This window comes from Arthrobacter sp. zg-Y769, from assembly GCF_020907405.1.
In the GTDB taxonomy this organism is placed as follows: domain Bacteria; phylum Actinomycetota; class Actinomycetes; order Actinomycetales; family Micrococcaceae; genus Arthrobacter_B.
Window position 1 is genome coordinate 99,422 of sequence record NZ_JAJJOE010000009.1, and the last position, 20,928, is coordinate 120,349.

At 65.0% G+C, this 20,928-nt stretch carries 21 protein-coding genes; 14 read left to right on the forward strand and 7 right to left on the reverse strand.

Annotated features, from left to right (window positions below; all coding sequences use genetic code 11):
- Positions 1 to 26 precede the first annotated feature (26 nt).
- A complete protein-coding gene (locus tag LOC60_RS09345; RefSeq protein ID WP_230024616.1) occupies positions 27 to 989 on the forward strand; it encodes an L-lactate dehydrogenase in 963 nt (320 codons plus the stop codon).
- Here the strand turns inward: LOC60_RS09345 and LOC60_RS09350 are convergent.
- Positions 986 to 1,720 (reverse strand): DUF72 domain-containing protein, encoded by a 735-nt coding sequence (locus LOC60_RS09350; RefSeq protein WP_230024617.1) that lies wholly within the window; start codon positions 1,718 to 1,720, stop codon positions 986 to 988. The genes LOC60_RS09345 and LOC60_RS09350 overlap by 4 nt on opposite strands.
- Before the next feature lie 148 nt (positions 1,721 to 1,868).
- Between LOC60_RS09350 and LOC60_RS09355 the strand changes: the two genes are divergently transcribed.
- From LOC60_RS09355 to LOC60_RS09370, 4 genes are all read left to right on the forward strand, one after another.
- Positions 1,869 to 2,858 (forward strand): LLM class flavin-dependent oxidoreductase, encoded by a 990-nt coding sequence (locus tag LOC60_RS09355; protein ID WP_230024619.1) that lies wholly within the window; start codon positions 1,869 to 1,871, stop codon positions 2,856 to 2,858.
- A 50-nt stretch (positions 2,859 to 2,908) separates the two neighbouring features.
- Positions 2,909 to 3,379 carry an acyl-CoA thioesterase gene (locus LOC60_RS09360; RefSeq protein ID WP_230024620.1) on the forward strand — a complete coding sequence of 157 codons (471 nt, stop codon included), beginning with the start codon at positions 2,909 to 2,911 and terminating at the stop codon, positions 3,377 to 3,379.
- A 127-nt stretch (positions 3,380 to 3,506) separates the two neighbouring features.
- A complete protein-coding gene (locus tag LOC60_RS16310) occupies positions 3,507 to 4,052 on the forward strand; it encodes a DUF421 domain-containing protein (RefSeq protein ID WP_230024621.1) in 546 nt (181 codons plus the stop codon).
- A gap of 255 nt (positions 4,053 to 4,307) precedes the next feature.
- Positions 4,308 to 4,511, forward strand: coding sequence for a cold-shock protein (locus LOC60_RS09370; RefSeq protein WP_146362594.1), 204 nt, complete (start codon positions 4,308 to 4,310; stop codon positions 4,509 to 4,511).
- 696 nt (positions 4,512 to 5,207) lie between these two features.
- Here the strand turns inward: LOC60_RS09370 and glsA are convergent.
- Positions 5,208 to 7,022 (reverse strand): glutaminase A, encoded by a 1,815-nt coding sequence (gene glsA / locus LOC60_RS09375; protein WP_230024622.1) that lies wholly within the window; start codon positions 7,020 to 7,022, stop codon positions 5,208 to 5,210.
- Between the two features lie 207 nt (positions 7,023 to 7,229).
- On the opposite strand from glsA, the gene LOC60_RS09380 reads away from it, so the two are divergent.
- Complete coding sequence (locus LOC60_RS09380; RefSeq protein ID WP_146362590.1) at positions 7,230 to 7,433, forward strand: cold-shock protein; 204 nt, start codon at positions 7,230 to 7,232, stop codon at positions 7,431 to 7,433.
- 52 nt (positions 7,434 to 7,485) lie between these two features.
- Here LOC60_RS09380 and LOC60_RS09385 read toward each other — a convergent pair whose 3' ends face one another.
- On the reverse strand, positions 7,486 to 8,286 hold the full coding sequence (locus tag LOC60_RS09385; protein WP_230024623.1) for a FadR/GntR family transcriptional regulator: 801 nt from the start codon (positions 8,284 to 8,286) through the stop codon (positions 7,486 to 7,488).
- Between the two features lie 185 nt (positions 8,287 to 8,471).
- Between LOC60_RS09385 and LOC60_RS09390 the strand changes: the two genes are divergently transcribed.
- The 8 genes from LOC60_RS09390 to LOC60_RS09425 all read left to right on the forward strand — a co-directional run bounded on the left by LOC60_RS09390 (position 8,472) and on the right by LOC60_RS09425 (position 17,906).
- Positions 8,472 to 9,896 carry an APC family permease gene (locus tag LOC60_RS09390; RefSeq protein ID WP_230024624.1) on the forward strand — a complete coding sequence of 475 codons (1,425 nt, stop codon included), beginning with the start codon at positions 8,472 to 8,474 and terminating at the stop codon, positions 9,894 to 9,896.
- A 4-nt stretch (positions 9,897 to 9,900) separates the two neighbouring features.
- The gene (locus LOC60_RS09395) at positions 9,901 to 10,821 is read left to right on the forward strand and encodes an acetamidase/formamidase family protein (RefSeq protein ID WP_230024625.1); all 921 of its coding nucleotides are present in this window, start codon (positions 9,901 to 9,903) and stop codon (positions 10,819 to 10,821) included.
- A gap of 89 nt (positions 10,822 to 10,910) precedes the next feature.
- Positions 10,911 to 12,209, forward strand: coding sequence for an Nramp family divalent metal transporter (locus tag LOC60_RS09400; RefSeq protein ID WP_230024626.1), 1,299 nt, complete (start codon positions 10,911 to 10,913; stop codon positions 12,207 to 12,209).
- A gap of 173 nt (positions 12,210 to 12,382) precedes the next feature.
- Complete coding sequence (locus LOC60_RS09405; RefSeq protein ID WP_269440178.1) at positions 12,383 to 13,834, forward strand: serine/threonine-protein kinase; 1,452 nt, start codon at positions 12,383 to 12,385, stop codon at positions 13,832 to 13,834.
- Positions 13,835 to 13,862: 28 nt separating this feature from the next.
- Complete coding sequence (locus LOC60_RS09410) at positions 13,863 to 14,276, forward strand: YchJ family protein (protein WP_230024628.1); 414 nt, start codon at positions 13,863 to 13,865, stop codon at positions 14,274 to 14,276.
- 149 nt (positions 14,277 to 14,425) lie between these two features.
- Positions 14,426 to 15,481: a zinc-dependent alcohol dehydrogenase family protein gene (locus LOC60_RS09415; RefSeq protein WP_230024629.1), complete on the forward strand. Its 1,056-nt coding sequence runs from the start codon at positions 14,426 to 14,428 to the stop codon at positions 15,479 to 15,481.
- A gap of 132 nt (positions 15,482 to 15,613) precedes the next feature.
- The gene (locus LOC60_RS09420; protein ID WP_230024630.1) at positions 15,614 to 16,630 is read left to right on the forward strand and encodes a zinc-binding dehydrogenase; all 1,017 of its coding nucleotides are present in this window, start codon (positions 15,614 to 15,616) and stop codon (positions 16,628 to 16,630) included.
- Between the two features lie 178 nt (positions 16,631 to 16,808).
- A complete protein-coding gene (locus LOC60_RS09425; RefSeq protein ID WP_230024631.1) occupies positions 16,809 to 17,906 on the forward strand; it encodes a HoxN/HupN/NixA family nickel/cobalt transporter in 1,098 nt (365 codons plus the stop codon).
- A 44-nt stretch (positions 17,907 to 17,950) separates the two neighbouring features.
- On the opposite strand, the gene LOC60_RS09430 is transcribed toward LOC60_RS09425, so the two are convergent.
- Genes LOC60_RS09430 through LOC60_RS09445 form a run of 4 tightly spaced genes read right to left on the reverse strand, consistent with a single transcriptional unit; the run spans position 17,951 to position 20,927 of the window.
- Complete coding sequence (locus LOC60_RS09430) at positions 17,951 to 18,673, reverse strand: AAA family ATPase (protein ID WP_230024632.1); 723 nt, start codon at positions 18,671 to 18,673, stop codon at positions 17,951 to 17,953.
- Positions 18,674 to 18,675: 2 nt separating this feature from the next.
- Positions 18,676 to 19,524: an urease accessory protein UreD gene (locus tag LOC60_RS09435; protein ID WP_230024633.1), complete on the reverse strand. Its 849-nt coding sequence runs from the start codon at positions 19,522 to 19,524 to the stop codon at positions 18,676 to 18,678.
- Positions 19,496 to 20,251: an urease accessory protein UreG gene (ureG, locus tag LOC60_RS09440; RefSeq protein WP_230024635.1), complete on the reverse strand. Its 756-nt coding sequence runs from the start codon at positions 20,249 to 20,251 to the stop codon at positions 19,496 to 19,498. The genes LOC60_RS09435 and ureG overlap by 29 nt, the downstream gene beginning before the upstream one ends.
- A complete protein-coding gene (locus tag LOC60_RS09445) occupies positions 20,244 to 20,927 on the reverse strand; it encodes an urease accessory protein UreF (protein ID WP_230024636.1) in 684 nt (227 codons plus the stop codon). Before LOC60_RS09445 ends, ureG begins: the two co-directional genes overlap by 8 nt.
- Position 20,928 lies beyond the last annotated feature (1 nt).

Genomic DNA, 20,928 nt, shown 5'->3' on the forward strand with positions numbered 1-20,928 from the left:
CCTCCTACTGTGAGCGAGGCTTCACGATGGCCAATATCACCACCCGACCCGTCACGAAACTTGGAATCGTGGGAGCCGGAAGCGTTGGCACTTCAATGGCTTACGCGGCGATCATCAGGGACACTGCCCGCGAGATCGCGATTTACGACATCGACGCCGCACGGGCCGAGGCCGAAGGGCTGGACCTGGCGCACGGCACCCAGTTCACCGGTGCCAACACGGTCACCGGCGGAGGCCATATCGAGGCCCTGGCCGGCTCCGACGTCATAGTCATCACCGCCGGAGCCCGCCAGCAGCCGGGCCAGAGCCGGCTGGACCTTGCGGGCGCCAACGTGCGCATCCTGGAGACGCTGATGCCGCAGCTCATGGAGCAGGCCCCGGATGCCGTCTACATCATGGTCACCAACCCGGCCGATGTGCTCGCCGTAGCCGCCCAGAAGATCGGCGGCCTGCCGCGCAACCGGATGTTCTCCTCCGGCACGGTCCTGGATACCTCCCGGCTGCGGCTGCTGCTGGCCCGCGAAGCGCACGTACTGATGACCAGCGTGCACGCCACCATCATCGGGGAACACGGCGACACGGAGTTCCCCGTCTGGTCCAACGCAACCATCGGGCCGGTGCCCATCCGGGAATGGGAAATCAGCGGCCGGCAGGTTTTTACCGATGAGTTCCTTGCCGCCGCGACGGACGACGTGGTCAACGCCGCCTACAAGGTGATCGAGGGCAAGGGGGCAACGAACTATGCGATCGGGCTGGCCGGAGTGCGGATCATCGAGGCGGTGCTCAATGCCGAAAACGCGGTCCTTCCCGTCGCGGCAATGCTGGACGGGGAGTACGGGATCAGCGGCGTGGCGCTCTCCCTTCCGTCCATCGTGGGCCACAACGGCGTCTACAAGATGCTCGAAATGCCCTTGGACGAGGCCGAAGCCGGGAAGCTGATGGCCTCGGCCGAAACCCTGCAGGGAACGCTGGACTCCCTGGGGATCTAGCGGGCCTGTCCCACCAGTTCGCGCAGCCGGCGGGCATTGCGGACCGCGTGCCCCTCGAGGTCATTGTTGAAGTAGGCGTAGACGTCCCTGCCCGCCGACTCCCACTCGCGGATCCGGGCCGCCCACCATTGCAGGTCTTCCTCGGTGTAGGAATCGACGTAGAGCTGCTCCGGGTTCGGTCCGTGCAGGCGGACATACACAAACCCGGCGGTGGCCCGCAGGGTGCACGGCAGATGCGCTCCGCTCATCACGGTGTAGGCGGCGCCGTGCCGCTCCAGCAGCCGAAAGACTTCTTCGTTGTTCCAGCTGTCGTGGCGGAACTCCACCGCCACCCTGATGGTGTCCGGGAGCTTCGCCAGGAGGTAATCCAGGCGGTCGTCGTCGCGCTCCATGTCCGGGGAAAGCTGAAGCAGGAACACGCCGCTGCGGTCTCCCAGCGCGGTGAAACAGCGCTCGATCCGGCCGATCCACTCATCCGGATCGCGCAGCTTCCGCCCGTGAGTGAGTCCGCGGGGAGCCTTGACCGAAAAAACGTACCCTTCCGGGAGTCGGTCCCGGTAGGCGGCAAACGCCTCCTCGCGGGGCCAGCGGTAAAAACTGCCGTTGAACTCCACGGTGTCGAATTCGCTCGCATACTTTTCCAGCCACACCCTCGCCGGCACCCCCTTGGGGTACAGCACGTTGCGCCAGTGGTTATAGGCCCAGCCCGATGTTCCGATATGGATGCTCACACTCTCCAAACTATCCGGTTCCGCCGGAGTGACCCAGCCGTCGCCCCAGGCGGCCTCCTGATGAAATAACCCGGGCCGTGCCGCGGTTGCAAATAGCGTGCCCGGGCAAAAAAGCCCGCGCGCAAGCAACTGAAAGGCAAGTCCCCCTATGACTGTTCCGCTCTCGATTCTCGATCTCGCCATCATCGATGAGGGCGAGACCGCACGTGATTCCTTTGCTTCTTCGCTGGCGCTGGCCCAGGAAGCGGAAAAGCTGGGTTACACCCGTATCTGGTACGCCGAGCACCACAACATGCCCACCATCGCTTCCTCCGCCACCAGTGTCCTGATCGGCTACATTGCCGCACACACCCGGAGCATCCGGCTCGGAGCAGGCGGAGTCATGCTGCCCAACCACGCCCCGCTGACCATTGCGGAGCAGTTCGGCACCCTCGAAACGCTTTTCCCGGGCCGCATTGACCTTGGCCTCGGCCGTGCCCCCGGCACTGACCAGAAGACCCTGCATGCGCTGCGCCGGGACCACATGTCCTCGGACAGCTTCCCGCAGGACGTCCAGGAGCTGCAGGGCTACCTGAGCGGAAATACCCTGATTCCCGGCATCCATGCGACGCCGGGTGCCGGCACCAACGTGCCGCTGTACATCCTGGGCTCCTCCCTCTTCGGCGCCAAGCTTGCCGCTGCCCTGGGCCTGCCGTACTCCTTTGCCTCGCATTTCGCCCCGCAGGCGCTGCAGGACGCCGTCACCATCTACCGCCGCGACTTCAAGCCGTCGGCCCAGCTGGCCGAGCCGTACGTGATTGCCGGCGTAAACGTTGTGGCTGCCGAGACCACCGAAGAGGCCCAGCAGATGTTTGCCGATTCGCAGCGCCGCCGCGTGACCCAGCTCTTCGGCCGGGACCGGACCTTCACCGACGAAGAGGCGGATGCCATCCTTCAGTCGCCGGGCGGACAGCAGGTCAAGCAGATGGGCCGCTACTCGGCCGTTGGCAACCCCGGGGAAGTCCGGGACTACCTCGACTGGTTCACCGGCCATGCGCAGGCCGATGAGCTGATCGTCGCAACGCAGACCGCCACGCTGGAATCACGGCTCCGCTCCTTCCAGCTGCTCGCGGATGCCGCGCTGCCAGTCCACTCCTGAACCGGACCTTCGTTCACGGCGGCCTGCGGCTGCTGTGCTAGATATGAAGGATGAGCCCTAACCCCCACGTCATCCATTGTTCCGTCGGCATGCGCTGGGGGGATATGGATGCCTACGGGCATATCAACAACGTTGAGATAGTCCGCATGCTCGAGGAAGCACGCGTGCATGCCTTCGGCCCTCCCGGCGGAACGGGAGGGTCGGGGCAGCAGCCTGCTGTCCCGTTGTTCACCGATGTTCCGCCCGGTACCCAGTCCCTCGTCGTGGAACACCGCGTCCGGTACGTAGCGGAACTGACGTACCGGAACATTCCGGCCGACGTCGACGTCTGGATCAGCGCGGTCAAAGGCGCCAGCCTCACGCTGGCCTACGTTATCCATGACCCCGTGACCGGGCAGGACTGCGTCCGCGCGGAGACCACCCTCGCCTTCGTTGACGGCGCGACGGGTGCCCTGCAGCGCCTGACGGCGGCGCAGCGGGAGATGGCGGCCGCCCACACGGGGACGTCGGTCTTCGCCTGAGCCCGGGCTTTTCCTGACCGGGCTTCGGCGCCCGGATAGATCCGGGCCCTGTAGCCGGCGGGCCGCGGCCACTAGCATCTTCGGTAGTCCCGGCAGTTCCTGCACCGGAAGCCTAAGGAGATGCACCGTGTGGCACAACCTCGGCATCACCCCCTCTGAAGCGCTCTGGGTTGTCCTCAGCGCCATCGGCATTTACGCCGCCTTCTTCCTGCTGGTCCGCGGGTTCGGGCAACGCGCACTGGCCAGCTGGTCCACCTTCGACCGAGCCATCGTGATTGCCCTGGGGTCCGTGCTTGGCCGCGTGGTCCTCGGCTACACACCCACGCTCGCGGCAGGCATTATCGCGCTGGCCACTATGTTCGCGATGCTGGGGTTGGAGGGCTACCTCCGCCGCTCCAAGAGCGGGGCCTACCTCACGAGCTCGCCGATCCTCCTGATGGCCGGAAGCGAGGTCCTGGACGAGGGACTGCGCAAGGCCCGCATCCTAGAGGATGAGCTGTACTTCAAACTGCGGCAGTCCGGGATCCGGAACCTGTCCGAAGTGGCTGCGGCCATCCTGGAGCCCACCGGCGACGTCAGCGTCCTGCGCCGAGGCCAGCGCATAGACCCTGTGCTGCTGCGCCGGGTGCCCAACACGTCACGGATTCCGCGGGACCTGGTGCTGCCGGAGTAGGGCAGCCGTTCAGCTGGGATGGAGGCAGGCTGCACCAAGGGCCAGGCCGGGCAAACGGGGTGCCGGGGGAGTGGATTAGGCATGCGGGCAAACCTCGTGTAGGCTGAAACGCAGTTGTTGTGTTGCGCATTTTGTATTTCAAGTGGCGAAACCCAATTGGTCTAGCTGCTTTTTCTGTAGAAGCGGTAAAGGAACACCGCGACTGAAACCTCCCGAAAGTCGGGATGTGTTTCGAATGCAGAAGGAATTAAAAAAATGGCTACAGGTACCGTGAAATGGTTCAACTCCGAAAAGGGCTTCGGCTTCATTGAGCCCGACGACGGCAGCGCCGACGTCTTCGCTCACTACTCCGCGATCAACTCCAACGGCTACAAGTCGCTGGACGAGAACCAGAAGGTTAGCTTCGACACCGAGCAGGGCCCCAAGGGCCCGCAGGCCTCGAACATCCAGGCCCTCTAATTCTTTAGAGACTTTGTAACGGCCTAGCGCCGATACTACATAGAGCAGGACGGGATCTCCCGTCCTGCTCTTGTGTTTAACCCGGATGTTCTACCCCGTGTACCCGCCGGCCTATGACGGGCTGTCCCATCGGCCCCCGGTGCCGTCCCCGGTGCCAGGGCGTGGCATGTGCCCAGTATCAGGCCGCCTCCCGCCTCCCGCGCTCTGTCGGTCCCGGTAAACCTCCGGTGTTTCCCTGCAGTTTGGGTAAAACCCTTCAGTTTGTGACAATCCCCGCTCCGCGCTGCGCAGGGATTGCCACAAACCGCAGGGAATCGGACAAACCGAAGGGAATCCGGGGCACCGGAAGACCCCGGTCAGACCAACGTGTGCCATCGTGTGCGGGCAGGGAAGATGCGGTGCGCAGTCCCCGATGCGGGTGCCCGGCTGGAACGCACGGTTGGCAGTCCCCGCGCAGGCGCCCGGGCACGGAAGGTGCGGTGCGCAGTCCCCGTGCAGGCGCCCGGGTTAGGCGGCTTTAATATTCCTGCGAGCTCTGCGAGCGAGGGATTTCGTTGCCGCCGTTCCGGGCACCGGAGCGGGGAAACCCGGGCACCGGAGCGGGAGCCCGAGCACCCGGGCACCGGAGCGGGGAAACCCGGACCCCGGAGCGGGGAAACCCGAGCCACGGCACGGGTAACGAGCACCCCGCAGCGCTCAGTCGTGAATCCGGACGGCTGCCTCGCGCAGGTACTGCTCCACCCTGCTGTACGCGTCCTGGGTCAGGGCCTTCCACAGGTTCATGCTCAGCACCGGGTCCCGTTCGGCCAGCTCGTCGATGGAGTCCGCCGTCAGCACCTTGACCTTGACCGGCCCCGCCGCCTTCACGGTGGTTTCCTGGCGCTTGTCCTCGCCCATGGCCATTTCGCCGAAGGTCATGCCCGGACCCAGCGTGGCCAGCTTGACCCTGCTGCCGTCCGGACCGGGCATGGACGTGGTGATGTGCCCGGACACGATGAAGAAGACGCCGCCGAACCGCTGGCCCACGCGCCGCACCACGTCGCCGTCGTCGTAGGTCCGGTCCTCCATCATTTTCTGCAGCAGCTGTGCTTCTTCCGGATCAAGCGGGCTGAGGGCGGGGGAGTCGGCGGGGTCGATGCTGTCCGGCAGGACAAGCTCGGTGCCGTACCCTTCCAGCAGCCTGTTCTCGCACCACTCGATGGCTGCGGAACGCATGGAAAAGGATGCCGTCTCCCGGCCCAGTTCCTGCAGGGCAGTCGTGACCGAACCCTCGATATCCACCAGGGCCAGTTCCCGTCCGGCACGGCGGAGCATGTCTTCTGCTTCGGCAATAAGCCGGATGGCGACCTCGGACACTTCGTCCACGCTGCGCAGATCGGCAACCACGAGTTCGACGTCGTCGGGCAGTTCCGTGAGCGCCCGCACCATGGACTCGGCTCCGGCGAAGAGGAGGTCGCCGTTGAGTTCGATCATCTGGACGCGGTGGCCGTGCTCGGCGAGGATTTCCGCAGCCTCATCGGTGCGCCGGATCCCGGACGGGGTTGTGGTGATGTCGTAGATGGCGCGGATGGCCGAGCGGCCGGTCCGTGCAGCCCGGACAAAATGGAGGCCGAGGTCATGCGAGAGCCGCTGGCTGACAGCCACGCCGCGCACGCTGTTGCCGTGCGCGTCCAGGGGAGGGGAGTAGACCGCCAGGCCCACCTGTCCGGGCAGGACGGCGAGGATGCCGCCGGCCACTCCGGACTTCGCGGGCATGCCCACGCTGCTGATCCACGACCCGGCGTCGTCGTACATGCCGCAGGTGGTCATCACGGAAAGGACGCGCTCCACCGAGGCGAGGTCCAGGACCTCTTCCCCGGAGAGGGGATGCCGGCCGCTGTTGGCCAGGGTGGCGGCCATCAGGGCCAGGTCCCGGGCATTGACCATCACCGAGCACTGCCGGAAGTAGTCCTTGATGATCGGGGCGGGATCGGACTCGATGATCCCGAAGGACCGCAGCAGGTAGCCCAGGGCGGTGTTGCGGTGGCCGGAGCGCAGCTCGGAGGCGTAGATCCGCTGGCTCACGTCGAGGTCGCGGCCGGCGAAGGCCGAATAGGTATCCAGGATGCGCTTGAAGCGGGACCGGCCGCCGGACCCTTTGACCAGGGAGGTGGCGGTCAGGGCGCCGGCGTTGATCATGGCATTGGCCGGGCGGCCCGTACCTTCGGCCAGGGAGATCTCATTGAAGGAATCCCCGGACGGTTCAACGTCCACCTTCTCGTCCACCGCCTCCATGCCGAGATCAGCGAGGGCCAGGGCATAGGTGAAGGGCTTGGAGATGGACTGGATGCTGAACTCCTCCCGCGTATCCCCAACCTCGTAGACGAAGCCGTCAGCGGTGGCCAGGGCTATCCCGAAACAATCCGGGTTGACGTTGGCCATGGCCGGTATGCCGCGGTACGGGGTGCCGTCTTTCAGACCGGCTATCTCGGCGTGGATCCTGCGCAGGTAGTTCTCGATCGGGGAGTCCATACTTCAAGCCTAGGGGCTGGCGGAGGGGTGACTCTCCACCGATGTCGCGGTATACTTTTGGTTGTTGCAGTGTTGTGCAATTTGTACGTTCAAGCGGCGAAACCCAGATCTAGGGCCAGCCGCTTTTTCTGTATTTTGCACGGAAGGCACGGCAGCGTGAAACTCCCCGAAGGTCGGGGCAGGTTTCGTTCAGAAGGATGATTAAAAATGGCAACAGGTACCGTGAAATGGTTCAACGCTGAAAAGGGCTTCGGATTCATCGAGCCCGACGACGGCAGCGCTGATGTTTTCGCCCACTACTCCGCTATCAACTCCAGTGGCTACCGGTCTCTCGAAGAGAACCAGAAGGTCACTTTCGACACCGAGCAGGGCCCCAAGGGTCCGCAGGCGGTAAACATCCAGGCTGTCTAATAAGACATTAGGTCCGTTTCACGGGCCGGCCTGAATCAGAAGCAGGACGGGATTAATTCCCGTCCTGCTTTTGTTTTGCCTGCTCATTTAAAGCGCTGATTTCCAGACCGGAGCGGCGAAGAGCATCTTCCAATAGCTCCAAATCAATACGGGCATGCATGCGACCAAGATCACCCGCTTCAGCGGGCCGCCGGCCGATGATGGCGAACACGAGCTTCTCGTGATCGACCAGGGCGCGCTGCTCCATTTGGCGCATCCCTTCGGCATCTCCCCAGGGATGCCGGGGTGCCGATATGCTGACCCGTGCCTCGAGATCCAGCAGCAGTGTCGAGAGTGTCAGGTTGTGTGCCGCGGCGCAGATGGCGAGGTGGAGCTGTTCGTCGGCGTGCTGTGACTCCAGTCCCGAGGCGGCACGGCGGAAAGCCTCAAGGCTCTGTTCCAACACGGCCGTGTCATGTGTTGTACGGTTCTCTGCGGCCGCACGGCATACGGCACCCTGCAGGTGGGCTATGGCTTCGGAGGTGTCCTTCAATACCTCCCAGCGGCTTCCCAGTACGCGGTGGACCGCCGGGCGGGAAGTGGAGACCGCGGAGGCTGGCAGTTCATTCACAAAAGAACCACCGCCCCGTCCCCGCTGGGTCCGCAGGAGGCCTTGCCCGGCTAGACGGGAAATTGCGGCGCGGACGGTCATCCGTCCCACCTGCAATGACGACGCGAGGTCCCGTTCGGAGGGAAGCCTGGAGCCGGGCAGATACTCGCCAACGGCTATTGCGGTGATGAGGCGGTCCGCTATGTCGTCAACACGCGTCGACGGTTCGAGCGGGGTGTCTAGGCCGCCGACGCTGCCGCTCATTGCCGTCCTCCTGGTTCCGCCGCATCACTGTCCCCGGAAGCGGCACGTAATAAACATTGTAATGACGTTATTGGTCTTGTTTCGAGACCTTTCCTCGACCATGATGGCTTTCGCCGGGATTGGCGCGGGCCGTCTCGGTGAGTGCCCCGGCAGTAGCCACCTCCCCTGAACGAAAGTGCAAAGCCATGAATCGAACCGCCGGCTCCGCAGAGCGGGACGCCCAGCAGGAGCTGGAATCCCTGGGCTATAAACAGGAACTACGACGTTCGGTCTCGACTGCCGATCTGCTGATTTACGGTTTGATCTTTATGCTGCCCATCGCGCCCTGGGCCATCTTCGGTACGGTCTACAACGCCTCCGAGGGCATGGTGCCGCTGGTGTACCTCATCGGGCTGATTGCGATGATCTTCACCGCCCTGGCATATGGGCAAATGGCCAAGTCCATCCCGCTCGCCGGATCGGTGTTCTCATACGTTGGGCGCGGCATCCATCCCAATGTCGGGTTCTTTGCCGGCTGGGCCATCCTGCTGGATTACCTGCTGGTACCCACGCTGCTCTACGTTTTCGCTGCCGAGTCCATGGTCGGTATCTTCCCGGGGACGCCGCGCTGGCTGTGGGCCCTCATCTTTGTAGCCATCAATACGGTCATCAATCTGTCTGGGGTCAGCTCGATCAAGATCATGAACCGCGTGTTCCTTGCGGTGGAGCTGGCCTTCATCGTCATCTTCGTTGTCATCGCCGTCACGGCATTGAATAACGGCACGGTTCCGGGCGCCGAACTGACCATGGAACCCCTGTGGGACCCGGAGAAGGTGTCCGGTCCGCTGATCGCCTCCGCGTTGTCCATTGCCGTCCTGAGTTTCCTCGGGTTCGACGGAATCTCCACCATGAGCGAGGAATCGACCGGTGGCCGCAGCTCCGCCGGCAAAGCCATGGTGGGTGCCCTGATCATTGTCGCTTCCTGCTTCATCCTGCAGACCTGGCTGGCCAGCGCACTGGCGGGCGGCCGGGACTCCTTCAGCGACGATGAGGTGGGCAACGCCTTCTTCACCGTGGTGGAAGCAGCCTCCAGCAGCGGCTGGGCAACGGCCTTCTTCGCGGTCAACGTAGTGGCCGTAGGTATCGCCAACGCCATGGCGGCGCAGGCCGCCACTTCCCGACTGCTGTACTCGATGAGCCGGGACCGGCAGCTGCCGGCATTCCTCAACCGGATCAACGGTCGCCGGGTGCCGCAAAACGCCATCCTGCTGGTGTCCGGCATCTCCGCCGTCCTGGTCCTGTTCTTTGTGGGCCAGATCGACCTCATCTCATCTCTGGTGAATTTCGGAGCGCTGTTCGGATTCATGCTGCTGCACCTGTCCGTTATCGCGCTTTACGTTGTGCGCCGGAAGTCCCGGAACTACCTGCTTCACCTGGCCGTTCCGGTGACCGGATTCCTGATCATCGGCTACGTCCTGTTCAATGCCAACACGGAGGCGAAGGTAGGCGGCCTCGTGTGGCTTGCCATCGGAGCCTGCGTCTTCCTTTACTACCGCGCCACCGGGCGCAAGACCGAACTGTCCGCAGAGGACGCCGCCCCGGTCGGTCTCGCAGACGAGCGAAAGGCCTAGCACGATGGATCACTTTCTGGACAAGAGCCACGGCAAGTTCAGCTTCTCGCCGGATGAAACCCCCGCGTTGAAAATAACCCCGGGGACGGGGGAGACCATCGGTTTTGAAACCAGTGACGAGGTCTACGCACAGCTACACGAATTCCGCGATATGGACAAACTGACGGTGGGCATCAATCCGGTCACCGGTCCGGTCTATGTTGAAGGTGCCCAACCGGGCGATGCCCTGGCAGTTACTATCCACGAGATCCGGCTCAAGGACCGCGGGTGGTCCGTCAGTCTGCCCGGATCCGGCGCACTCCAGCAAGTTATGGGCAAGGACATGTTCACCCGCCGCATCCCCATCGACGAAGCGGGCGTCCACGTCACGGGCCGGCACACCTTCGCTCCGCAGCCGATGATCGGGTGTATCGGCACAGCCCCGGCCTCGGGCAGCAATTCCACAATCATGCCGTCCACGCCGCAGGGCGGCAACATGGATCTCGTCCAATGCCGGGCGGGATCCACGGTCTACCTTCCGGTCATGGTAGAAGGCGCCTACCTGTCCATCGGCGATATTCACGCCATCATGGCCGAAGGCGAATCCTCCTTCGTCGCTATCGAGGCCGAAGGCACAGCGGTGGTCAGCGTGGATGTCGTGAAGGGCATGACCCTTCGGGCGCCCCGTGTCGAGACCGCTGAGGAATGGATCTTCGTCGGGCTCGGGGATCCGGTGCAGGAGAGCATCACCCGCGGGTACGAGGACATGTTCGATTTTCTGGTGACCGGCAACGGCTGGGACCGGGGGGACGCGTATGCGGTGATGAGCGCCGTCGGGCACTCACAGCTCGGCGGTCCCACCGGCTCCGCCGATCCAGACCCCCTGCACCCCTTCAACGCAGTGGGGGCCGTGACCATCCACCGCCTGCCCAAGGATGTGCTCTAGAGCTACTAAAGGTGACCTTGGGATGGGGTGACACAACGCACAATAGAGCGGTATCGTGCCCCCCACCCCCAAAGGTTAGGAACAAAGGCATGGCTGCTGACACCCCTCCCCAGAGGCCCCTGAACCACGCGGACGCAGTGGATGACGACGGCGGCACCCCCGCCAAATGGAAAGTCATTGGCCCCGGGCTGGTGGTCGCTGCCACAGGCGTCGGCGCCGCCGATATGGTGGCGACACTCGTGGCAGGATCCCGGTACGGCTACGGATTGCTCTGGGCCGTGATCCTTGGCGTGATCCTGAAGATCGTCCTGGTGGAAGGGGCCGGCCGCTTCACCCTTGCCACCGGCCTGACGATCTTCGAGGGCTGGCGGTCCCTGGGGAAATGGACCACCTGGTATTTCGGCCCATACATCATGATCTGGGGCTTCATCTACGGAGCCACCGCTATGTCCTCCGCAGCCTTGCCGCTCGCCGCCGTGTTCCCGGTCCTGCCGCTCACGGCCTGGGCGGTCCTGATGGGACTTGCCGGTTTTGTGATGGTCTGGTTCGGCAGGTATGCCACCTTCGAGAAAATCACCGCTGTGCTGGTGGGCCTGATGTTCGTGACGGTGGTGGGGCTTGCGGTGATTGCCGTGCCGAACATTCCGGCAATGTTCACCGGCTTGATTCCGATGATCCCCGAGGGCGGAGTGTTCTACACACTGGCGCTGGCCGGCGGTGTGGGTGGAACCATCACCCTGGCTGCCTATGGCTATTGGCTGCGCGAAAAGGGCTGGTACACCCCCAAATGGATGCGGGTCATGCGGATCGACAATTCCATGGCGTACGTGATGACGGGCATCTTCGTGGTGGCGATGCTCATTGTCGGTGCCGAGGTGGTCCGTTCGGCAGGAGTGTCCCTCTCCAGCGGCGATGAGGGGCTGCTGGATCTCTACGATGTGTTGAAAGCGGAGTACGGAGATGTGGTCGGCACCGGATTCCTGATCGGGTTCTGGGCAGCGTCCTTTTCCTCGATCATCGGGGTATGGAACGGCGTTTCGCTGATGTTCGCCGATTTCTGGGGGAACATCCGCGGCAAGGAATCAGGCCACCCCGACACCCGCATCGGCGGCAAGTATTTCCGCTTCTACCTCATCTGGCTGACCTTCCCGCCGATGATCCTCTTCCAGCTCGGCCAGCCCATTGGACTCATCCTGGTCTACGGAGTGCTGGGCTCCCTGTTTATGCCCTTCCTCGCGCTGACCCTGCTCGGGCTGCTCAATGGCCGCCGCATCCCCAAGGCGTGGGCCAACAAACTGCATACCAACATTGCCCTCGGATTCACGGCGCTGCTGTTCATAGCCCTGGGCGTCCAGCAGCTCTGGACCAACATTGCCGGCGCGTTGTAGCCACGCCTAACAGGTCCCGTAACCGTGCGCAGTCCGCCGATGCGGGCGGCCTAGTTTAGCGCAGCGGACGGGCTTCCACGAGGGGTAAAACAGAGTAAAAGAAAAGTCGTTACGGGCCATCTACGCAGCGATTCTGCTCCGCTACGCTATAGGGGGCGAGAGAAGGTTGCAGGATGGAAACCAGCGCAACGGGTGGCCAGGACAGGCTCATTGCAGGCCGATACCGACTCATCGAACCAATTGGACGCGGTGGCATGGCCACGGTCTATCGGGGTCGGGATGAAGCGCTCGGCCGCGACATTGCGGTTAAGCTCTTCCGGTCCAGTGCCGTTGCTCCGGATGACATTGGGCGGCAGGAAAACGAGATGCGCCTCCTCGCCTCACTCTCGCATCCCGGCCTGGTCACCTTGTTCGACGCGGGCAAGGACGACGCCGATGCCGGCAACGAGGGTGAACCGCGGACCTATCTGGTGATGGAACTGGTGGATGCCCCGGATCTTCGCAAGCGCCTGCGCGAAGGCGCGGTCCTGCCGATGGATGTCCCCTTCATCGGCGCTGAACTGGCCGGAGCCCTGGCGTACATCCATGACAGGGGCGTGGTTCACCGGGACGTGAAGCCGGCGAACATCCTGCTGCCGCCGGCCGTCGCGGGGACCTCGCCGCGTGCCAAGCTGACGGATTTCGGTATTGCCCGGATCCTGGACGGTGCCCGGATCACGGCAGCCGGTGCCACCCTGGGCACCGCCAACTACCTCAGCCCGGAGCAGGCTTCCGGACTGGGGGCCGAGGCAGCAAGCGATATCTACTCCCTTGGGCTGGTGCTGCTCGAATCCGTCACCGGCAGGGTGGAGTTCAACGGGAGCGCGATTGAAGCGGCCGTCGCCCGCCTCAGCCGGGACCCCGAGATCCCCGCCTCCCTCGAAAGCCACTGGCGCGGACTGCTTTCCGCGATGACGAGCAGGGACCCGGATCTGCGGCCGACGGCGGCTGAAGTTTCCGCGGCCCTGCTGGACTACCGCTGGGCGGAAGGGATCCTGCAGCCGGGACGAGTCCCGCAGCTGGCCTCGGGGCCGGATGCCCCGGACCGGCAGGGCGCTCCCGCGGACGGGGTTGCTCCTGCAGAACCGGGGTGGGACCCCTGGAGCGGACCGGCAACAGCGGAGGCCGGCCCCGCACCTGCACTGGACGGCGACGCCGCCGGAGCAGCGGGATCAGCCGGAGGGGGCGCCGCAGTCGTTCCGGCGACAGACCCGGGAACCGCAGACAGGCAGTCCCTGGGGCTCCACCCATCGGCCCCGCTGCCCTCGGTTCCCCCGCCGTCTAACCTGCCTGACCTGCCGGACCTGCCGGTCCTGTCCGGACCGATGACATCCCCGCCGAGTGTCCCGCCGACAGTGGGGACGGTGCCGGTTCCGGCACCGGAGCCGACGTCGCGGGTACAGGTGCTCGCGAGGCCAAGGCAGTCCCTTGCCGGGCGTGCCCTGCTTGCTGTCCTGGTGATGGCCTTGCTGGCGGCAGCTGTGATCCTGATGCTTGGGCGCGCGGGGGCGTTGCCGCATGGTGGTGTCATCCCGGGGGAGATCGGGCAGAACCTGGAACGGCTGCAGGATACCAACGACCCGTAGCCTCATCCCGGCGCGGGATACTGGAGCAATGAGTACTTCTACGCCTGTCCCGTCCGCCGCCCCCAGCGATGACAGCCAGTGTCCATGCCTAAGCGGTGAAACCTATGGAAACTGCTGTGGCCGCTTCCATTCAGGAGCGGCCGCGGCGCCCACTGCAGAGGCCCTGATGCGCTCACGGTACAGCGCCTTCGCCACCGGCAACGTGCCCTACCTGTTGGCCACGTGGCACCCGGACCACCGCCCCGCCCATCTGGAGCTGGACCCGGAGATTGAGTGGCGGCGCCTGGATATCCTCTCCACCTCCGGCGGCGGCCCGCTGGAGCGCACGGGCACCGTGGAATTCCGTGCCCACTACCGGGTGGACGGCCGGCGCGATGTGCAGCAGGAAAATAGCAGCTTTGTCCGCGAGCGGGGCCAATGGCTCTACGTGGACGGAAGATAGCCGCCGGCTTCTTCCGAAGCACGGAGGGCGGGACCTAGGCTGGAAGGCATCCGACGGCGGCCGCTCTGAAACAGGCACGTTCCGGGAAGCTCCCGAAAGCAGGCGCATCAGGGGCCTGTACGTAAGTCGGACGAGCAGGCGAGGACACCATGAAAGCACTCGTTTACGAAGGTCCCGGCCAAAAGTCATGGAAGGATGTTCCCGATCCGCAGATTCGGGACCCGCGCGACGCCATCGTCAAGATAGACACCACCACCATCTGCGGTACCGACCTGCATATCCTCAAGGGCGACGTTCCGGCAGTTACACCGGGCAGGATCCTCGGGCATGAGGGTGTCGGCACCGTGACGGAGACGGGGTCCGGGGTGAACGCCTTCAAGACCGGAGACAAGGTTATTTTGTCCTGCGTCTCGGCCGACGGCTCCTGCAGTTTCTGCAAGGATGGGCTCTATTCGCACTGCACCGGAGAGGAAGGGCAGTCCGGCATCGGGTGGATCTTCGGACACCTGATCGACGGGACACAGGCCGAGTACGTCCGTGTTCCCTACGCGGACACGTCCATGTATCGGCTGCCGGAAAACGTCTCCCAGGAGCATGGTGTCCTGCTCAGCGACATCTTCCCCACCGGGTTTGAAATGGGTGTGCAGTACGGGCAGGTCCAGCCGGGCGACGTCGTCGCAGTGATCGGCGCAGGCCCCGTGGGGCTGGCCGTGATTGCGACCTCGGGACTGTACGGTGCCGCGAAAATCATCGCCGTGGACCTGGACGCCAACCGGGTGGAGCAGGCCCGAAAATTCGGTGCCACCCACGGAGTGAACTCCGGGGATAAGAACTGGCGCGAACAGATCATGGACCTGACGGATGGCTGGGGCGTGGACGTCGCGGTGGAGGCCGTGGGCATCCCTGCCACGTTCGAGATGTGCACCAGTATCGTCCGGCCCGGCGGCAACGTGGCCAACGTGGGGGTGCACGGGACGCCCGTGAGCCTGGAACTGGACCGGCTGTGGATCGAGAACATCAACATCAGCATGGGCCTGGTCAACACGAATACCCTGTCCATGCTCCTGAAGCTGATTGCCGAGGGGAAGCTGCCGGCCGAGGAGTTCATCAGCCACCGCTATTCGCTGGCCGACATCCTCACGGCGTATGACACCTTCTCCCGGGCCGCCGAAACGAACGCGCTCAAGGTGATCCTGCAGGCCTGAACGGTTCTTCTGCGGGCAGGAGGGCGGCAGCCGGTTCCGGTTGCCGCCTTTTTGTGCACCGGCGGCACGGGCAGATAATGAGAGCTGCGGCCGCGTCTGCCGCCGCAGTTCTAAGTTCAGAAGAGGGTTTCCATGTCTAACGGCACCATGATTGCAGGACGGCTCAACGTTGAGACCGGCACGTTCGCCATGAAGGAAGTTCCGATTCCCGATCCCGGTCCGGGCTTTGTCCGTATCAAGGTCGGAGCTGCGGGCGTGTGCCTGTCAGACGTCCACCTGATCCAGGGCATGCTGCGTCCGCAGTTCCTCGAGGGCAACGAGGTCACCCTCGGCCACGAGGTGGCCGGCACCGTGGACCTTCCCGGAACAGGAGTCACCTCCGTTGCTCCCGGAGACCGGGTGGTGGTGCAGGCCGGGTACGAACACAACGGCGTCACGCTGACCATGGGTGTTGATTTCGACGGCGGCTGGGCCGAGTACCTCGTGGTTCCCGCCGGTGTGCTGGTGCCGCTGGGGGATGACATCCCCTTCGACCAGGCCTCCATCATTCCGGACGCCGTGTCCACTCCTTGGGCTGCCATTGCCTCCACTGCTGAAGTGCGCGCCGGTGAAGCAGTGGGCGTCTGGGGCATCGGCGGGCTCGGTGCCCACGGTGTCCAGCTGCTGCGCCTGATTGGTGCCGCGCCCATCATTGCCGTTGATCCCATCCCCGAGGCCCGGGAGCGTGCTCTGGAATTCGGTGCCGATCTGGCGCTTGATCCGATGGCGGAGGACTTCTCGGAGGCGATGAAGGCCGCCACCGCCGGCCAGGGGCTCGACGTCGCCCTGGACTTCGCCGGTGTTGACGCCGTTCGGACCCAGGCCATCAACTGCCTGGGCCGGAGCGGACGCCTCGTGCTCGTGGGTCTGTCCGGCAAGCCGATGACCATCAATGACAGCACCGGTTTCTCCTACGCACGCAAGCAGATCCGCGGCCATTACGGCTCGGACGCGCACCACGTGCCGCAGCTGGTGTCCCTGGCCCGGCTGGGCCGGCTCGATTTCGCCAAGTCCGTCAGTGCGCGCATCCCGCTGGCCGACGCCGAGCGGGCGGTCAAGGCACTCGACGCCAAGGAAGGCAACCCGATCCGCCTGGTGCTGATTCCGTAGCGTCCCCGGCTGCAAAACAGCAGGAGCTCTCCGCCGCGGCGGGGGAGCTCCTGCTGTCGTTCTACGTGCGCCGTTACGGCATGTCTGCGTAGCGGACGGCGTCGGCGAGGGCCTGTTCCACTCCCTTGGTATCCAGTGCTGTTACGTCGCGGAAATCTACGTTCCCTACGATCGGCCCATGACTGCACCGTCCCGTCCCATTGCCCTGTCTGGTCCAGCCGCCCCGCAGGACCCCCGCCGCCGCCGGACACTGGTGTGGATGGGGCTCGCCGTCCTCGCGCTGCACCTGCTGGGGTGGGGCGGTTTCCTTCTGGCTGTCGCACCGCACGGATACACCACCGCCGCCGGGTCAGGGTTCGGCGTCGGACTTGCCCTGACCGCCTACCTGCTGGGCGTGCGGCATGCGTTCGATGCGGACCACATCGCGGCGATTGATAACACGAGCCGGAAACTGGCGGGCGGTGGCAACCCGCCGGTTTCAACCGGGTTCTGGTTCGCCCTGGGCCATTCCACGGTGGTGCTGCTGGCCGTCGGACTGCTGGCCGCCGGAGTGAACGCGGTCGCCGGGCAGCTCACCGACGATGCCTCGGTGCTTCGACAGTTTTCCGGGCTGTGGGGGCCGGCAGTTTCCGGGACCTTCCTGCTGGCAATCGGGGCCATCAACCTGCTGGCCCTGCACGGCATTGTCCGGGCGTACCGGAAACTGCGGACCGGGAGATACAACGACGTCGAGCTGGAGCGGACGCTGGATCAGCGCGGATTGGTTGCCCGGATGCTGGCCCCGGTGGCACGCCGCGTGGATAAGGCCTGGAAGCTGTATCCACTCGGCTTCCTGTTCGGGCTCGGGCTGGACACCGCCACCACCATCGGCCTGTTTGTGGTGGCTGGCGGCGCCGTCGTCGTCCTGCCATGGCAGGCGGTGATGGTGCTGCCGCTGCTGTTCACGGCGGGCATGGTGCTTTTCGATTCGCTGGACGGGATCCTCATGAGCCGGGTGTACCGGTGGGCCTTCGACTCTCCAAAACGGAAACTGTTCTACAACCTGGTCATTACAGCCGTTTCGGTGCTGGCTGCCTTCGGCGTCGGCGCTGTGGTGCTTTCCGGACTGTTCACCGAGACGCTGGCGCTGGAATCGGGGCCGGTCGCGTGGCTGGGGAACCTGGACCTGGAGTATTTCGGTTTAGCTGTGGTGGGGCTGTTTGTTGGCGCCTGGGGAATCGCCTACGCGTTTTGGCAGGTCTCGGGGGATCGGTCGAGTGCTTCTGAGGGGGCCTGATTCCGGCAGTGGAAACACCTGAGTCCTCGGTGCCCTCCTACGCGCTACAGTCGGCGCAGGTAGCGTTCCGGACCGTTGAGGAAACTTCTCCAGTTGCTGACCAGATCCAGTTCGTCCCACTGACGCTCCCGGAATCCCCACGGACCCAGCTCGAGGATCCGGGCACCGGGAAGCGCTGCGAGGAGCGGCGAGTGGGTGGAAAGCAGGACCTGCGACCTGCCGTCGGCAAGCAGATCCTTGAGGACGCCCAACAGTGCCAGGCAGCCGGAGAAGGACAAAGCGGATTCGGGTTCATCCAGCACCCATAGTCCCGGCCCCCGGAATCTGTCCTCCGCCAGGGCCAGGAAGGATTCCCCGTGCGAGAGGGAATGGAACTCCACATCCAGGCGGGCCGAGGAAGGGTTCTGCTCCAGGTAGGTGAAGAATCCGTGCATCGTCTCGGCCCGCAGGAAGTAGCCCCGCTTCGTCGCGCCGGGATTACGCACCAGCTGAAGGTGGCTGCTGAGCTCCGATTCGGTGCTGCGGGTGGTGTGGCGGGCGCCGGTGGAACCGCCTTCAGGGGAGAGGCCAAAAGCCAGTGCCACCGATTCGATCAGCGTGGACTTGCCGGAACCGTTTTCACCCACGAAGACCGTGGCGGGGCCAAGGTCAAGACCGGCATCGAGTAACTGGGCCACAGGAGGCAGGGTTGCAGGCCACGTCTGCCGGTCCAGAGGTTCCAAGGGGTGCTCCCGAACCTGCCGGAGGGGGTGCCGATCCGTAAACATACTCAGATTGTGCCAGTTCGCGTCTGTCCGATGAGTTGCTCCTTCCAGGACCGGTAGACGGGATCGGTTTCCCGTGCGGCTTCATGTGCCGTACCCGCAAGCGCCCGGATCACTGCTCCCTCCGCCGCTAAATCCAGGCGCCGTGCACTGCCGCCACCCGGCCCGGCGCCGTCCGGGGACAGGGACTGCGGACGCCAGCCCGCCGCCGTCGCACTGGCCAGCACTTTTGAGGCGCCCAGGACGCCGACCGCGCGGTGCCGCGGTCCGTGCAGGTCAAGGTCCTCGTAGAGGTAGTCTCCGGCCGGTCCGGTCAGCCGGGTCCTGCTGCGCAGCGGACCGGCCTCCTCACCGGAGCGGCCAAGGACGAGGGTTTCGCGGAGCAGCACCCGGGCGTCAGTACCCAGCTGCACCCGGGTTTCGCGCAGCACATTGGACCCGGCGGCAGCCACAAACGGGGCACCCTCCCAGATCAGCACCGCGCCCTCGCCCAGTACCGCATCCAGGGTCCAGCTCGACGGCCGGCCCTCGGCGTCGTAGGCCACCATTCCGGCCGGTTCGATCACCTCCAGGGTGATGCCCGCGCCCACCGCGATCTCGATGCGCACATCGTCCCCGCCGAGCAGCATCATATGGATCCCGATCAAAGCCACCCGCAGATGCAGCGCACCCGGAACCGACCCGCCGGCAACCGGACGGGGAGCCAGATAGTGGCCCTGGTCCAGAAGTGCGAAGCGTGCACCGCCGCCGGAGCGTTCCACTGCGATGCGGGCGGGCCGCGGCCGGGATTGTGCTGCGTCTGCCCGGGTCGAAGCAGGCCCCGGCTCAGTGCTGGTGGCGGACAGTGTCTTCATCCTCGTGCGTGTGGATGTAGCCGCCGTCCTCGTCGGCATGGAAATGCGGCGCCATGGGTCCGGGGTCCTGCGGGGTGTGCTGCCCGGAGCGGTGGCGGACCACCAGCTCCCGGACCCAGGCGCAGAGTTCCTCCACGGTGTCCTGCTGCTTGCGGGACAGGGCCAGCACCGGTCCGCCCTCCCGGGCCTCGACGGCGTCAGCCACCATCTGCTCCACGTCCACCTCCACGTACGGGGCCAGATCGATCTTGTTGATCACCAGGAGATCGGCACGGGCGATACCGGGGCCGCCCTTCCGGGCCACATCGCCGCCCCCGGCTACATCCAGGACAAAGATCTGCGCGTCCACCAACGCAGGGGAGAAAGTGGCCGTGAGGTTGTCTCCGCCGCTTTCAACCAGCACCAGGTCCAGCGGGGCGAAGTCCGCCTCCAGATCCTCGACGGCGAGCAGGTTGGTGGTTACGTCGTCACGGATGGCCGTGTGCGGGCACGCACCGGTTTCCACCGCGCGGATCCGCTCCTCCGGGAGCACGCCCGCGGAGCGGAGGAAGCGGGCATCCTCATCGGTGTAGATGTCATTGGTGATGACGCCTATCTGCAGTTCACCGGCCATGGCCCGGCAGATGGTGGCAATCAGCGAGCTCTTGCCGGTACCCACCGGACCGGCAACTCCCAGGCGCAGCGAACGGGTGGACAGGGCAGGGACGGGTGACAGATTGTCAGGCAACGAACAGTCTCCTTGTTCTAGTGGTGTGGTCTTCGGCCCAGTGCTCCATCAACGGAGCACTAAGGGCAGGAATGTCATCGAGGCCGCCAACCAGCAGTGATTCCACGGCGACGGCGTCTATCTCTTCGGCGGCGTCCAGGATCCAGGCGGTGGCATCCATCGGATCGATCGGCAACAGCTTCAGGGCGGCGGCCACCACAGACTGCGCATCGTCGTAGCAGCAGAGCCGGGCAAGCTGCAGCTCGCCGACGCCGAGTGCGGCGGCAGTGACGCCCAGGGCCACCGGCCGGGTGGGGCGTGGGACGGTCCGCTGCAGCTCGACGACGGCGGGTGAGTCCGGTTTCAGCTTCCCGGCCAGGCGCAGCATTCCCCGGCCCAGGCGGCGTGAGGCCTCCCGCTGCGCAGCGGACGGCGTCCGCGCATCAAGGGCAGCTTCGATCTGCGCAAAGCCGACGCCCGCTGCGCCGCAGGCGGACCGGTGCGCCAGCACCGCGGCGGCGGTTTCCACCCGGACCACTGTGTGCAGCCGGGCCAGTAGGTAGGGATACACGCCGTCTACGTCCAGGCCCGCGATGACTGCCGGCTCCAGCCCGGCCGAATGGGAGTACGCACCGGAGGGCAGCCGGGAATCGGCCAGCAGGAAAGCGGCAACGCCGGCGTCGGGAGCTAGCAGCATT